The 15031-nt window shown below is 61.7% G+C and carries 13 protein-coding genes; 8 read left to right on the top strand and 5 right to left on the bottom strand.

From position 1 onward, the window contains the following. Nucleotides 1–562 precede the first annotated feature (562 nt). Nucleotides 563–4831 carry a DUF6923 family protein gene (locus tag FDK12_RS15385; RefSeq protein WP_189636362.1) on the top strand — a complete coding sequence of 1423 codons (4269 nt, stop codon included), beginning with the start codon at nucleotides 563–565 and terminating at the stop codon, nucleotides 4829–4831. A 389-nt stretch (nucleotides 4832–5220) separates the two neighbouring features. Here FDK12_RS15385 and FDK12_RS14475 read toward each other — a convergent pair whose 3' ends face one another. Beyond that, nucleotides 5221–5487: a hypothetical protein gene (locus FDK12_RS14475; RefSeq protein WP_137370203.1), complete on the bottom strand. Its 267-nt coding sequence runs from the start codon at nucleotides 5485–5487 to the stop codon at nucleotides 5221–5223. A 292-nt stretch (nucleotides 5488–5779) separates the two neighbouring features. Between FDK12_RS14475 and FDK12_RS15300 the strand changes: the two genes are divergently transcribed. Both FDK12_RS15300 and FDK12_RS15295 read left to right on the top strand, forming a co-directional pair. After that, nucleotides 5780–5983, top strand: a complete 204-nt coding sequence (locus FDK12_RS15300; protein ID WP_223263310.1) for an SOS response-associated peptidase family protein — start codon at nucleotides 5780–5782, stop codon at nucleotides 5981–5983. A gap of 19 nt (nucleotides 5984–6002) precedes the next feature. Further along, nucleotides 6003–6251: an SOS response-associated peptidase family protein gene (locus FDK12_RS15295; protein WP_223263313.1), complete on the top strand. Its 249-nt coding sequence runs from the start codon at nucleotides 6003–6005 to the stop codon at nucleotides 6249–6251. Between the two features lie 6 nt (nucleotides 6252–6257). On the opposite strand, the gene FDK12_RS14465 is transcribed toward FDK12_RS15295, so the two are convergent. The 3 genes from FDK12_RS14465 to FDK12_RS14455 all read right to left on the bottom strand — a co-directional run bounded on the left by FDK12_RS14465 (nucleotide 6258) and on the right by FDK12_RS14455 (nucleotide 9441). Next, nucleotides 6258–7250 (bottom strand): light-mediated development protein DET1, encoded by a 993-nt coding sequence (locus FDK12_RS14465; RefSeq protein WP_137370202.1) that lies wholly within the window; start codon nucleotides 7248–7250, stop codon nucleotides 6258–6260. Between the two features lie 274 nt (nucleotides 7251–7524). Further along, entirely contained in the window at nucleotides 7525–8571 is a 1047-nt protein-coding gene (locus FDK12_RS15500) for a serine/threonine-protein kinase (protein ID WP_137370201.1), read from the bottom strand. A gap of 417 nt (nucleotides 8572–8988) precedes the next feature. Beyond that, nucleotides 8989–9441 carry a hypothetical protein gene (locus FDK12_RS14455; RefSeq protein ID WP_137370200.1) on the bottom strand — a complete coding sequence of 151 codons (453 nt, stop codon included), beginning with the start codon at nucleotides 9439–9441 and terminating at the stop codon, nucleotides 8989–8991. 542 nt (nucleotides 9442–9983) lie between these two features. On the opposite strand from FDK12_RS14455, the gene FDK12_RS14450 reads away from it, so the two are divergent. From FDK12_RS14450 to FDK12_RS14430, 5 genes are all read left to right on the top strand, one after another. Next, nucleotides 9984–10556 (top strand): recombinase family protein, encoded by a 573-nt coding sequence (locus FDK12_RS14450; RefSeq protein ID WP_137370199.1) that lies wholly within the window; start codon nucleotides 9984–9986, stop codon nucleotides 10554–10556. Between the two features lie 694 nt (nucleotides 10557–11250). Beyond that, nucleotides 11251–11700, top strand: a complete 450-nt coding sequence (locus tag FDK12_RS14445; RefSeq protein WP_189636361.1) for a DUF1440 domain-containing protein — start codon at nucleotides 11251–11253, stop codon at nucleotides 11698–11700. 54 nt (nucleotides 11701–11754) lie between these two features. Beyond that, complete coding sequence (locus tag FDK12_RS14440; protein ID WP_137370197.1) at nucleotides 11755–12177, top strand: four-helix bundle copper-binding protein; 423 nt, start codon at nucleotides 11755–11757, stop codon at nucleotides 12175–12177. Between the two features lie 302 nt (nucleotides 12178–12479). Further along, nucleotides 12480–13316, top strand: a complete 837-nt coding sequence (locus tag FDK12_RS14435) for an alpha/beta fold hydrolase (protein WP_137370196.1) — start codon at nucleotides 12480–12482, stop codon at nucleotides 13314–13316. A gap of 131 nt (nucleotides 13317–13447) precedes the next feature. Next, entirely contained in the window at nucleotides 13448–14260 is an 813-nt protein-coding gene (locus tag FDK12_RS14430) for an SDR family NAD(P)-dependent oxidoreductase (RefSeq protein WP_137370195.1), read from the top strand. 110 nt (nucleotides 14261–14370) lie between these two features. Here FDK12_RS14430 and FDK12_RS14425 read toward each other — a convergent pair whose 3' ends face one another. Continuing rightward, nucleotides 14371–14916, bottom strand: a complete 546-nt coding sequence (locus tag FDK12_RS14425) for an HPP family protein (RefSeq protein ID WP_137370194.1) — start codon at nucleotides 14914–14916, stop codon at nucleotides 14371–14373. Nucleotides 14917–15031: the final 115 nt, after the last annotated feature.

Here is a 15031-nt window from a genome sequence, read left to right as displayed (position 1 = left end):
AAGACCGGATGCCAGATGGCTACCCCCAGTGAGACTCAGCTTACGAGTGCCACACAAACTGTCAATCAACTCCCAGCCAGAAGTCGGCTGACCACGAGCCTTTCTTCATGGAGATGTGTAAAGGCGCAGTTCGTCATCGAATCGACGAGCAGGTCTTGGCCGACTCTGCCATCAGGAGCTGCGAAGCGATTCGGTCATCAAGTCGACGGGAAGTACGCAGCACTGTTCCTTCCATTCGACTGTTCGATGACCATCCGGATAACTTGGGGGACTTTCGATTATTCCGCTAGGTAACGACTTGACGAGTTGAGATCGAACCGCGACAGTGAGGGTGCTGGGGATCACGTTTTCGCAAGCATGATTGGGTCTCGTTTCACAAGCACGGTCTCGTTTCATAAGCATGCCCAAGTTGATAATGGCGCATCCCCCACAAACATCGGGGTCGCGCCTATGCGCCCTGATGCGTCCTATCAGGGGGTCTCACATGACTAAAGGCAGTACACGTCCCGACTCAACGAAGGGTCGGGCTTCACGTAGAAGCGTGAGGACAACGCTGGCGAGCATGAGCGCGGTGACCGCGCTGCTGGCCTTCTCCTTCGCTGGCACGTCAGCTCTCGGTCCGGCCGCCGCGCCGGCCCAGGCCGCTCCAGGAACACCGGGTACCCCATCGGCGCCGACAGTTATCTACGCCGAAGACTTCGAGAACGTGCCTGGCATCGCTCCGGTGCAGCGCTTGACCGACTATGTCGGTGCCACCGGCCAGCGTTACACCGCTGATCCTGCATGGCTCCGCTTCTGCAGCGGTTGGATTGCAGCAGCCGAACAGGACGTCAATGCGCCAGGTCCCGTCGCTGACTGTCAGACGAACAACCCGGACCCCGTGACCAACGCGCGAATCTGGTGGAACCAGTCCCAGCAGCTGGCTCGGGGAATTGGCCTCCACCGCGGTCAGACCCTCGCCCAGTCGGTCAGCAACAACGCCGACACCGCGTTCTCCGCTGTCGGGGTACCGGCCGGACTGACAGAATTCCAGACCGCCACGAACATCCCGCTCGCCGCGGGCAGCCGCTTCCTCTCCTTCTCCACCGACGTCGCTGCTGTGAACTGCCAGCTGGCGCACCCGTTGCTCCAGTTCCAGCTGATCAACGACCAGGGCGCCGCGACCAATGTCGGCAGCGTCATCGACGGTTGTGCCTCACCGAAGACGGTTGCTGTCCCGGCGCAGGGTCTTGCAGGAGCCAGTACGGTCACGGTCGGCACCTACTCAAGCAACGGTGCGCTCCTGTATTCCGGTGCCTCTGTCGGAGTCCGCATGCTGAACCAGCAGCCCAACGGCAACGGCAACGACCACACGATCGACAACATTCAGATCCTGGATGTCACCCCGCAGCTCGACAAGTCGTTTACCCCCGCAGAGCTCCTGTATGGGGAGGTCTCTACCCTGAACCTCACGGTAACCAACACCAGCGAACTTGGCGCAAAGAACGGCTGGTCCTTCACGGATGCACTGCCCGCCGGACTGAGCGTCGGCGACGGAGCCGCGGCCACGACCTGCCCCGCCGGAGTGGTTACTGCTCCGGCCGGAGCGACGTCCATCGGAGTCACCGGCAACCTCAACGCCGGCCAGGCCTCCTGCACGGTCACTGTGAACGTGGTGGCTGACGCACCCGGCTCCTACACGAACGGACCGGACAACATCACCTCCACGGGCCTCAACGACCCGGGGGAATCGACGGTCGAATTCTCCGCGCCCAGCCCCTTCGCCTGCGACGCCGGAGGTTACCTCTTCCAGACGCCTTCTGCCGGCAACAACCTGCTGCAGCGGGTCGATCTCGTCTCCGGCGAGTACGAGACGGTTGCTCGAGTAGCCGTCCAGACCAACGCCAACGGCTACAACACTCTCGACAACTACTTCTACGGCATCGGAAACACCGGCCATCTCATCCGGATCCACGCGGATGGCACGCACGTCGACCTCGGGGTGCCGGCGGGCATGCCCGCGACAAGCCAGAACATCGGTGATTTCGATGCTGCGGGGCATTACTGGGTCACCAGTTCGGTGTCCTCGACATCCCCCTACTACGAGATCGACCTGGTACCCGGTTCGCCGACGTATGGGACCGTCGTGGGTTCCGGTCCGCGGAACGCTGCGGTACCCAACATGGGCGCTGACTGGGGCTTCACCAACGGTGCCTTCTACAGCGTCAGCTACGACGGAGCAACAGGCCCCAACAACCTGGTCCGTTTCGACCCCGCTACAGGTACTTCATCGGTGGTGTCTCCCCTGATACTGCCGGACGGAACTCAGCTCACCGGCATGGTTGCAGGTGCTGTCTACGTGGACGCCGCCGGTTACCTGTATGCCTCCCACAACAACACCGGCGAGATCTACCGGATCGATGTGACCACGGGCGACACGATTTTCCTGTCCCAGGGACCTGCCGCAAGTTCCAACGATGGTGCACGGTGTGCGTTGGCTGCGATTCCGACGTTGACGGTCGAGAAGACTGTTGAGGGCCGTCAGGCGCCTGCTGACCAGTTCACGGTCGGCTTGCAGGACGCTGCCGGCACGGTTCTCGCCGAGGCGACGACGACGGGCACGGCCACCACGGCGAGCACGGTGAACCAGCCGGTGTCCCAGGGTGCGACGTACACGATCACGGACACGATGGCTGCTGGTTCTGCCAGCGCCATCAACGCCTACACCACGGGTATCGAGTGCCTCAACACCGCAACTGGTGCCACGGTCCCCGCCACGGGCACGGGGCCCTGGTCGGTCACGATCCCGGCCGCTGCCGACTTCACGTGTGAGGTCACCAACGCGGCGGTTCCTGTCGGGGCGGAACTGGTCAAGAGCGCGGACGCAGCTGCCCAGGAGAACATCGAAGCCGGGCAGGTCATCACCTACTCGTTCGCTTTCACCAACACAGGCGATGTTCCCCTGACCGACATCCGCATCGACGAGACAGAGTTCACCGGCACGGGCACGGCCCCGGTTGCGACCTGCCCGACGACGACCGTGGCCCCGGACGCCACGGTGACCTGCACGGCGACGTACACCGTCACGCAGGCCGACGTGGACCGCGGGTCGATCTCCAACGAGGCAACCGGTACCGGCACCCCGCCGCCCGGCTTCCCCAACGAGCCGTCGGTGCCCTCCAACAAGGTCATCGTGCCGAACGAGGCCGATCCTGAGCTGAGCATCGTGAAGAGCGCCTCGGCTGAGACGGTCACCGCGGCTGGTCAGGACATCACGTACTCGTTCCTGGTCACCAACACGGGCAACGTCACGTTGAGCGATGTCGCTGTGGTTGAGGGCGAGTTCTCCGGTTCCGGTGAACTCTCCGAGGTCACCTGCCCCGAGGGTGCTGCTTCACTGGCGCCGGCTGCTTCGGTGACCTGCACGGCGACCTACACGACCACCCAGGCCGACGTGGACGCCGGTGTGATCGAGAACGAAGCCACCGCGACCGGCACCCCGCCGGGCAGCAATGACCCGATCGAGTCGGTTCCCGATAGCTCCACTGTGGGCGTCGACCGGGCTCCGGCTCTGACGGTGACGAAGTCCGCTGACGCGGCCGCCGTCGAGAACATCCGGGTCGGCCAGGAGGTCACCTACTCCTTCGTCGCCACGAACACCGGCAACGTCACCCTCAGCGACGTCACCGTCGTCGACGGAGAGTTCTCAGGTGCAGGTGAGCTCTCCGAGGTCACCTGTCCCACCGAGGGTGCTGCTTCATTGGCTCCGGGAGCATTCGTAACGTGCACGGCGACCTACACGGTCGTCCAGGCCGACGTGGACGCCGGTCGAATCTCGAACACGGCCACCGGTACCGGCACGCCGCCGCCCGGGACCGAGCTGCCGCCGGTAACCTCCAACGAGGTCACCGTTCCCGGGGCCCGGACACCGGAACTCAGCATCGTGAAGACCGCCTCGGATGAGGCGATCACCGCTGCCGGTCAGGACGTGACCTACTCGTTCATGGTCACCAACACCGGCAACGTCACGATCGAGGACGTCGCCGTGGTCGAGGGCGAATTCACCGGAACCGGTGAACTCTCCGAGGTCACCTGCCCTGAAGGTGCTGCTTCATTGGCACCGGGCGCGTTCGTGACCTGCACCGCGACCTACACGACCACTCAGGCCGATGTCGACGCAGGTGTGATCGAGAACGAAGCCACGGCGACCGGCACCCCGCCGGGAACCAACGTTCCGATCAGCTCGGACCCTGACGGTGTCACCGTGACGATCCCGGCCGATCCGGAGCTCAGCATCGTGAAGACCGCCTCCGCTGAGACGATCACCGCTGCCGGTCAGAACGTGACCTACTCGTTCCTGGTCACCAACACCGGCAACGTCACCCTCACCGACGTCACCGTCGTCGAGGGCGAGTTCACCGGAACCGGCGAACTCTCCGCAGTGACCTGCCCAGAAGGTGCTGCTTCATTGGCACCGGGCACGTCAGTCACCTGCACGGCCACCTACGTGACCACGCAGGCCGACGTCACCGCCGGCTCAATCACGAACACCGCGACCGGTTCGTCGACGATCCCCGGTGGCGGGAACCTCGTCTCGAGCCCGTCGACCGCGATCGTGACTGCTGAGGACCCGGCCGTCGTACCGCCGGTCGTGCCCGAGGTACCCGGCACGCCGGAACGGCCTGTCACCCCTGTTGCGCCGGTCGTCCCGGCACAGCCGGTCGCGACCGTCCCCGGGAAACTGGCAACCACCGGTTTCCAGGGTCTGCAGCTGGCGCTCGGCGCCCTGGCTGTTATCGGTCTCGGTGCAGCGTCGATCGCAGTAGCCAAGCGCAAGCGCGGCCAGGCGTAGTCCCACGGCACAGGCGCCTCACCAGAGGTACCTGATCTGAGCAGGAACAAGCGGTCCCGGTGTGGAGGGAACCAACCCTTCACACCGGGACCGCGCCATGCTCACCACCTTTCACCCCAGCACCAGCGTGCTGTCCCGGGCCTCTGTCCCAGGGGTGTGAAAGCGGCACCCGGACAAGGGTCACCCCACCCAGGACGCGGGTGCCGCTCTCTCACTCACCAGATACGCACAAATCACCCCGGTACAGGAGCACGACAGCTCCGAAGGGAGGGGGTTCGGAGTATCAGCTTCGCGGGAGAGGTTGAAAGTCATCCGCTCTCTGTCTAGGTTTCATCCTTCGCGCCGGAATTAGCTGGCGTTACGGCATTGAGCCACACCCAGCCTTCCCGCTAAATTTTGATCAGGGGTTCGAGGAACCGGATCTTCACTGCTGTGCGGGTGTACGCGATCGCATGCGCCTGGACCCGGATCGCCTTCGAGGGGTAGCGCACCCACGCATACACCCTGCGTGGCTCCGGGAAGTCAGTGGGCCGGCAGTTCTCGACGTCGAGTTCGGCCGCAGTCAGCATGATCAGTTCCTCCCGCATGACGAACTCCTCGATCCGCTCGTCCATCCGCTTCCCGTAAAAGGCCCCGTACCGCTTGTTCTGGCCCACCCCCAGACAGTACGAGGCAGCGCCGACAATCAGACCCTGACCGTTGCTCCTGCTCTAGCCCCAGCCCGCACCCGTGGAGGCTGTGCACGGCCACCGCTCGCTCGAGGTGACCTTTTCCGTGTCGGTGACGTGGTGGTTGTGTGCAGGTGGGCCCTTGGTTCCTGCTGTCCCCCTGTGTGCGGGACAAGCAGCGGAGCGTGGGGGAGCTTGTGCCGTGCACCTGGGGGCAGGAGGCGCACCGCCGAGGCCAGCAATCCTGTGTCGGTCCGAGAGCTAGGGCAGAATGACGGGCATGTGTGGACGCTTCGTCATTGCCGGGAACAAGGCCGCCATCCGGGACGCGTTCAGCGTCGACGAGACATTCCAGGACGAGCTGAAGCCATCATGGAATGTCGCCCCGATGCAGGGGATCCCGTTCGTGTCCGAGCAGCTGCGCGAGGGAGAGCTGGTGCGCCGCCTCGAGATAGCTCGCTTGGCCCGACCCCACCAAGCCTGAGGATGCTGAGGATAAGTGGCTGGTAACCGCGACGATCCTCACCCGAGCCGCGCACGACGCGCTAGGCCGCATCCACGACCGGACGCCGGTCATCATCCCAGGGGACCTGCAGGATCAGTGGCTGGACCCGACCATGACCGAACGGGACCAGGTGCAACACTTCATCGACACCATCCCCGAACCCAACCTTGTGCCACGGATCGTTGAAAAAGAAGTCGGATCAGTCCGCAACAACGGTCCTGAACTTACGCGGGCAGTAGATCAGTAGGTTTGTTTAGCTGGATCCGGCCTCAGGAGTGCGTTCGCCGCCCGCGACCATTTTCAGGTAGGCGCGAGTATCTGCGAGAAGCCGAGGAAGATCCACATCTAGGCTTAGTCTGTGCTCGCCGTAGACGATGGCATTTTCGCTAAGCAGAGTCTGATGATTGAAGATGGTCAGCGCGGAATCGTTCGGCCGGCCCCGAACCGTACCGAAAGCACGGTCCTCGATGTGCTCATAAGCGTTACGAATCTCAACGACACTCGATCTCAACTCTGAAACAGACGCAGGCAGGTCTGCCACTGTCCCAAATCTGGCAGCAACTTGAGTGGCCATATCAACGGCCCGACTAAGAGTGACAACCGCTGTCTCCACTGCACCGATGAGAGCGAACAAGTGCGGTCTAAAGGCTGGCCCAAAGTCTCCCAGCTCGTTCACCTTCTCGCGATGTTGTTCCACAGCGATGAGAAGTTCATTTGCCTGGTCGAGACGTCGGGACGCAGCAAGCAGGTACCGGAACTTTGCGTCGTCTTTCTCGGCGATGGAAAGCCATGACCACAACGAGGGGGTGAGAGGGACGTACCCAGATGCCGTCGGCTCCTGTAGATCGTCAAAGTACTCGAGCTCGACGGTGATGTTCTCAAGCGTCACTTGCTCGCCCGGTGCTACATGCACTCGTCGCCCATCATCTTCTTCATCCCTGCGAAGGGTGCGCGCGTAGACCATGCCAGGTTCATGTCGGGTGGGAACAATGCGGAGGGCAACGATGAGACCGGAAGTATCACCTACCTCGTCAGATGTGTTCACTCCTGTGTGTGACAGGGCCAGCATCGGGACCACCTCGTCGTCTTCGTAGACAGGAATGCGAGGAGGAGTGGGTTCGTTGGGGTCCTTCTCTCGTATAAAAATTCTGTTGCCTTCGCGGCGCACGAGGATAGGGGCTTTATCTTCGTGTCCCGGCGCTTCTCCGAGCCAAGCAACCACCGGTCGGTTCTCAAACGGTTTCAATGCCTTGATCCTGCCTCTCAGGAGCAGAGCGATGGATCTACACCATCACTTCTAAGCTAGCTGGATAGCGCAGCTCTTAAACGACCGTTGGAGTATCAGGGGATTTTGCCGCGTTCTAGTGGTGTCGCGATTGCGTCTGTTCTTACTACTCAGTGAAGGATCCCTCACCGTCTTGAAGGAGAACCCTTCACCATGCGTTGTTCAGGCGAAGCGTGTAGCGGTGGGGGAGGTGTTGCGTGGGGTTAGTCCAACGCTCGCGATGACGACGGCGAGGTTAGGACAAGGCCTTCACCATCCGCTGCAGGGCCGAGACTGCCGCATCGCTTCGCACCGTCTGATCGGAGATCCCCGAGATTCTTCGATTTTTACCCAAATGGCGAGCCATCACAGTCGTTCGCTCCCCGCTTCTGACGCAGCACACGGAGACTCCATTCTTACCCGGGCGTGCCTCACCCTCTATGCAGTAGGAGTGGTCCGCGTGTGGTTGAACGCGTTTCCAACAACGATGCGTACTTATGGAGCGAACCAGCGCGTTTGCGAAGGCGTCGGCTGAGGGGTGTCTTGCACCAGGGTCGGAGCTGAGTGCCTTCCGAACAACAAGCTCGACTGACATGGGGACGAAAGGAGCGAAATCTCGAAGTCGTCGGGGCTTCCCCGCGATTATGAATTCCCTCTGTGCGTTCTTTGGGGTGCTCGTGTCTACGGGATAAACGCCGGAGAAGAAGTAGAAAGCAGTGGCGCCCAGCGAGTAGACGTCTGAGGCTAGTGAGCAGTACCCGGGGTCGATTAGAACCTCAGGTGCGACCGTACAGTAGCTTCCGTTCGGTCGTGCTTTTCCATCGCGACCTAGGACCTCGCAGAACTCAAGGTCAGAGACCCTCGCGCAATCCTCATCTATCAGCACATTCGCGGGTTTGATGTCTCGATGCACCATACCTGCGGCGTGGATGCGGGAAACACCTGCGGAAACCTGTTGCGCGTACCTCACTGCCGTAGAAGTACTGAACCCGAGGTTCGCCGCATTCGATTCACAATCACCACCCGAGTGAAGCGGAGTCACGATGAACCGGAGATCCGCTTCAGTGACGACATCAGCGTTAATCACCTCGAGAGTGAATCTGCTCCGTAATCGCTCAAGTAGACGCGCTTCTGCCCACGAATCCACGTCAGCACCTTCAACGCCAAGGAATTTCAGTGCTGCGTCTTTGGCCAAATGTCGGTCATGAACCTCATATACTGACCCGTCTCGCCCAAGTCGACGCAGCAACGTGTACCGGCCGTTGACTGTGGTGCCCGGTGGGAAGTTTTGCGTGTCGACCATATGCCTAGGTTACTGTCAGGCATGCCTGTATTAGGGATCACCATAAGTCCGTCCGCCGGCCGACCTAGATTGTCGGGTGTCGTGCTCAAGGGATCGAGGGAAGCCCCTGAGTTTGTCTCGGACTTTGAGATCCAGGCCTCAGTAGGCGAACCTTCTGAACAAGCCGTCGATCTCGCTCGCTTACTCCTCGCCAAGCTACCCGGCATTGAGTTTCAAGCATCTGCTATTCGGGTGGCTGCACCGGCGCCGGTTGCCCGCAGGTCGAAGGCGCTGTTTTCTCGTGCGCACGCCGAAGGCGCTGTACTTTTTGTCCTACGCGAACATAGCCAAGCACCGGTCAAAACCGGAGATCCGCAGTCTTTCGCCAGGGAATGTGGCATGAAGAAAGACGACCTAACCGCCCTAGCGAGTTCTATGTCAGCTCGGAAGCAAGACGCGGCTCTCGCGGCTCTCGCCATGCTGCCAGCTTGAGCGCAACGCAGTCTTGTCACTAGCAACCACGAAGGTGAGAACGTCGTACGGTTTCGAGATGTCTTCGTCGGGTACAAGACTTTGCAGGACTATCGCGTGAAGGGGGCTGCTGTTCCCACTTGCTCGTATGCTGTCGACGGCTCGAGCAATCAGCGTTCCACTTGCATAGCTGACGTCGAGGATGACTGTTTCGCCTTCACACCCACCTCGTACTGAGGGGCAAAGCATCATTGCCGCCCCAAGTACGCGTTCGGCGTGCGAACTCGCCGGAAAAACTGAGGTCCCGTTGCGGCACTTATATGCCTCAATAAAGGCGAGGGCATCCTGCCGGAGCTCATTGCTGTCGTGATGGCTGACCACCGTGGCGTGACCTCTGCTTAGAACGCTGAGGATATCCATTTCTCTCTTCTTCCCAGAAGTGACGATGTACTTGTATGACTGTGACGATCAGCCTAAGTCAACCTTGCCTCGAACCTAGGCCCAGACTCATCATCCGAGCTCGAGTCGGCCTGTGCTAGGCACATCTATAGCAGAGGCTGCCGCCTATGGTGGTCAGTCGGACAGCCTGGCGTGTGACATGTGCGGACGGTATTGCTCGCTGTCTGGCGCTGGCGCTGCCCGCAAGCCGGTAGTTTTCCGTCCCTTCCAACAAACCCTTCTGCGGTTAGCGTCGTCAAACCGGCGAAGGGGCGTTTGACCGGGACGGTGAAGATGTACGGAAAGGTGCCGTGTACGTACACGAGAAGCGGCCTCCTGCCGTTAGCTGGTTGTCTCTTCAGAGGATCCTTTGACCGGACGGAGCGCTGAGGTCCCAACCGATCGATACGTTCTCAGCATCGGCGCGAAATAGTGAGCAGCCGGTTTGTCTCAGCAATGTGTCTCACGTCAGCTATTCTCATCAAAGTAGAAATATGCCTTTGATGAGTGTAAGGAGCGCGGGGATGGGAAGTATCGGGTATGCCAGGGTCAGCACTCTGGAGCAGAACGCTGAGCTGCAGCACGCAGGGTTGAAAGCCGCGGGCTGCGACCGGATCTTCACCGACCACGGTGTGAGTGGGACGACGGCCAGTCGGCCGGAGCTCGAGAAGCTGCTTGACCACCTTCGGAAGGGCGATGAGGTGGTGGTGTGGAAGTTGGACCGGTTGGGTCGCAACACCCGAAACCTGCTGGCCCTGATCGATGACCTGGAGCAGAGGGGAGTGCATTTCCGAAGTGTCACTGAGGGCATCAGCACCACAGGGCCCATGGGAAGGGCGATGCTTACCGTGATGTCCGCTTTTGCCCAGCTTGAGCGTGATCAGCTTGCTGAGCGGACCAGGGCCGGCATGGCTGCGGCGGCCGGGCACGGGAGAAAGGCCGGGCGCCGGGAGGTCACCGCTGAGCACGCCAAGGTCAGACGCGCGAGGGACTTGAAGGCGCAGGGTCTTGCCCCAGCGGATATCGGGAAAATCATCGGGGTCAGCCGGGCGACGGTGTACCGGTACTTGAGCATCGGCAGCAATGAACCCGTCTAATAAGGGCTGGGGCTGATACGCACCGAATGTCTGCTCATGAAGCGTGAAGACTTTGCCTGGTGGGAGAGCTAGGGTGCTGTGCCCGTCCTTGCACTGTGCGTGGCTTTAGGAAGTTGACTGACGGTATGGTCACGATCCTCCATTTTCCTGCCGGGTGGGCCCGTGACGCACTCTTCCTGCCTTTGGACCGGTGTCGGTGAGTTCCCTCAGATCAGCTTCCTCATCACCGGCCCCGCCCCGCTGGCCCGTCATGGAAGTGGTCTTGGCAGGTTCGGGTCTCGTGGTGATCGTCAGTAAACCGGCCGGGAACTGTTCAGGTCAAGAGCATTCTGCTGTCCGTGGAGGCTCGCCGCGCCCTGTGCTTGTCGAATTCACTGTTAAGGCATCCGGTCGATCGTTTAGCAGAGGGCGCGACCAGATGCTCATCTGTGATTGCAAGGGTCTTCAGCTCAATAATGCTGGTGCCCAGAGCGATTGTCGCAGAACGTGATATCGACTGAAGAACAGGGAGCCTAGAGTGATGCAAGCTGAGCAGGAACCTTCTGGCGATAGTCGAGACGAAAATGGCGGACTCCCGGATCCTGCCACCGTTGCATTTACCTCGGCTCCCGGCACCTCCACCGCGCCATCTGCGCGGGCCCGTGCCGGGGACGTAGTGTTCGGTGCTGTCGCCGGTGCCGTCGGTGTGTGGGTAATGGACCGCATTGGCTGGTACATGTACAACCACGAAAACAGTGGCGCTCTCCGACGCGAGCATCAGGCACGCCCAGGCGGTAGGGACGTCGCCCATGCAGCTGTCGCGAAAGCGGCCAAGCTTGCGGGCAGGGACGCGCCGGATGAACCGAACGCCACCGGAATCGCCGTGCACTACGCGTTCGGGATCCTGCCCGGGGCGCTGTACGCAGCAGCACGAAAATCGGTGCCAGCCCTGCGGACAGGAAACGGGGCGCTGTACGGTGTCGCCTTGTTCATCCTGCTCGACGAAACGATCGCCCCCGCGCTGGGTATCGCCTCAGGGCCAACCAGGTACCCGTGGCAGGCGCACCTTCGCGGCCTCGTCGCACACCTTGCCCTCGGGGTTGCCACCGAGACCGTCTTGAAGTCGGGTGACCGGCGCCGGAACAGTAAGGCTACTGTGAATTAGTGGGGCGGGTGGCGTGCCCGCTCCCGCTTCGTCTATGGATCAGGAGCAGAAACAATGACACACATCACCTCCATGCTCGAGACGTACCCAAAGGACCTCGGCGGCATCGACCGATCGAAACTGGCCGAGTGTATCGCTGCATGCTTCGAATGCGCACAGACGTGTACCGCCTGCGCGGATGCCTGCCTGAGTGAGGACATGGTTGCTGAACTGACTGAATGCATCCGCACCAACCTGGACTGCGCCGACGTCTGCGCTACCACCGGTAACGTCCTTTCCCGTCACACCGGTTACGACGCCGATGTCACCAAAGCCGTCCTGGAAGCCTGCGCAGCTGTTTGTAAGGCCTGCGCGGATGAATGCGAACAGCACGCCGGGATGCACGATCACTGCCGCGTCTGCGCTGAAGCGTGCCGCCGCTGTGAAGCCGCGTGCAACGAACTCTTGAGCTCCCTCGGTCGCGGAGCCTCCGAGTAGAAACGCCTAGCGGTTCGGCCGGGGCTTCACCGGTATGAATGACCCGGCGATCCCTACACGTTCCTGTCACCCTGCGCTCATGGAGTCGGTGGAGTCGGTGGAGTCCACAGGTCACCCGGCAGTGCAGTGAGCGTTTTTCGACCCGTCGGGGTCGTTGCCAGCGCACCTGGCCACCCTGGGTCAAGGCGTTACCCATCCGAAAGACAGCTTGCTTACGAATCGCTAGGGTTGGTGGTGCAATCCGCTGCGGCACTCCGCCGCCTTGGATGTGCCCATGTTCCCGATACTTTGGAGGTCAGCACATGACGGAAGTCACCGCCCACCACGGGCTGTTCAAAAACACCGACCTGCACGTCGACGACACAGGAGGAACGGGCCGACCGGTGGTCCTGATTCATGGGTGGCCGCTCTCCGGTGAAGCATTCAAAGCCCAGATCCCTGCCCTGGAAGCTGCCGGCTACCGGGTCATCACCTACGACCGGAGAGGGTTCGGGCGCAGCGACAAGCCCGCGAAGGGGTACACCTACGACACGCTCACCGAGGACCTCCACGCCCTCCTCGAGCAACTCGACCTGACCGACGTCACCCTGGTCGGGTTCTCCATGGGTGGGGGAGAAGTGGCCCGATACTTCAGCAAGTACGGTGAGGAGCGACTGCGCAGCGTCGTCTTCGCCTCCGCGGTCCCGCCCTACATGATGCAGACCCAGGACAACCCGGATGGCCCGCTTACCAAGGAAGCGGCTGCCGGCATGACCGCTGACCTCACCGAGGACGAGGACTCGTTCTATGACGGATTCACCAGGGAATTCTTCTCCGTCAATGGCGAGCTGAAGGTCACCGAGAACCAGCGTCAGGAAGCACTGGCCCTGTGCAAGCAGGCCGACAAGAAAGCGGCCCTGGCATGCATGGAAGCCTTTGGGTCGACGGACTTCCGTGATGACCTGCTCAAAGTCACCGTTCCCTCCCTCATCCTGCACGGAGATGGCGACGCAACCGTGCCGTTTGAAGGCTCAGGACAGCGCACCCACGCAGCCTTGCTCGGTAGTGACCTGCACGTCATTCAGGGAGCACCCCACGGATGCAACGTGAGCCACCCGGATGAGTGGAATGAAGCCCTCATCGCCTTCCTTGCCAAATAAACCCCCGCGGCAATAACCGGCCGGGATAACGTCAGACACGAGGACCTCCGGGATGTGCAGGAATTAGACAGCTTCGCCCCGCCCGGAGGTCCTCCTCACCCACCTTCCACAGCACCGGTAAAGGACAACCAATGGACATCGCGAACAGGACCGGTGTCATCACGGGGGCCGGCACTGGTATCGGCCGCGCCCTCGCCGTCGAGTTCGGACGCCACAACGGGAACCTGCTGCTGGTGGGCCGGCGGGCGGAACCGCTGGAGGAAACAGCGGACATGGTCCGCTCAGTCGGTGGGCAGGCAGAAGTATTTCCCGTCGACATCACCGACCCTGGTGCCGTTGACAGGGTCACCGGAGCGGCGCGACGCCGGGGCCCGGTCGACCTGCTGGTCAACAACGCCGGGAACGTGCGGGCAGGCCGTTTGGAGGACTTGCCGGAAGATGACGTGCTGGCAATGATCAACCTGAACCTCACTGCACCAATCCTGCTCACCCGGGCCCTGTTGCCGTCGCTGAAGGGCGCCGCGGTCAAGCATGGAAGCATCCTCCTGGCGATCTCCAGTGGCATAGCCCTCACCGGGTTGCCGTTCTACACGGTGTACGCGGCAACAAAATCCGGTATCGCCCACTTCGGCGAAGCACTCAGGCGCGAACTCCACGGGACCGGTATCCATGTGGCCACCGCCTTTCCCGGTGCCACGGACACGGACATGATGACCAGCTCCACTGCTGGGGACGACCTCGGATTCGGCCGACGCCCAGTAGCTGAGGTAGTCGCCGAAACTGTTGCCGGGCTGAGGGCGGGCGACCATGAGATCAACACGGCAGCCGCGACTCGGCGGAAGATGCAGGACCTGAACAAGACTGATCCTCTGGCCGTGGACGCCTTACTCGCACCGAGGCTCAAAGCCCTCGAATCAGCTGTTCGCACGCACCGAAGCATCTGAGCACTCAGCCTGCAGCCCCGGGGAACATCAGGAGCATCGGGAATAAAGGAACCGGTAGTCCTGCGGGAAGGACGCAGACCGCGTGGTGCGGGCTGCCCGTGTCCCTCCAGCTAGTCGTGTCCCTGGCTGGTGGATGGTTTGGTTCCGAGGAGCACGTTCAGTCCCCATCCCAGGATCGTGATGAAGATAATGGCCCCCGCCATGGACAGCAGCTGTGTGGGGCCGGTCAGTATTCCGAGGCTGACAATGAGCGTTGTCGCCCCAGCCGGTGGGTGTGGTTCTTTCACCGACGTCAGCACAAAGGTGGTCAGGGCGACCGACAGGGCTCCTGCCATGAGGTGTGCCGTGGTCAGGCCGCCGGCAGGAACTGATGGGTCGTCCTGCAGACCGAAGCCGTAAAGGCATGCCGCGCCGGCCAGGAGTCCGACCCCGTGACCGATGAGGGCGTTGGATGGTCGGGAGGACTTTTCCTGTGGCGATTCGAAGAACAGCATCACCGTAGGCCGAAGACTGGGAAACAACCAGGGAGCGTGGAGGGCAAGCCCGATAGCTCCGCTTGCCGCCAGGACAACCAGGGACAAGACAGCTGCATACAGGCCGGCGCCCAGACGATTTCTGGATCCTGCGAGGCGAGAGTGAAGTGGTAGCTTTTCCATTGTTGTCCTATCCAGCGCTCAAGACTTCAATCGGCCATAGGTCCATACCCGGAGACGGCCGTGCACTTGGCTAGCGCGACGAGGATGAATCACCAGACCGACAGCGGTGCGACGG

Source organism: Arthrobacter sp. NamB2, from assembly GCF_005281365.1.
GTDB lineage: Bacteria > Actinomycetota > Actinomycetes > Actinomycetales > Micrococcaceae > Arthrobacter_D.
This window is presented reverse-complemented; position numbering and strand designations above follow the sequence as displayed.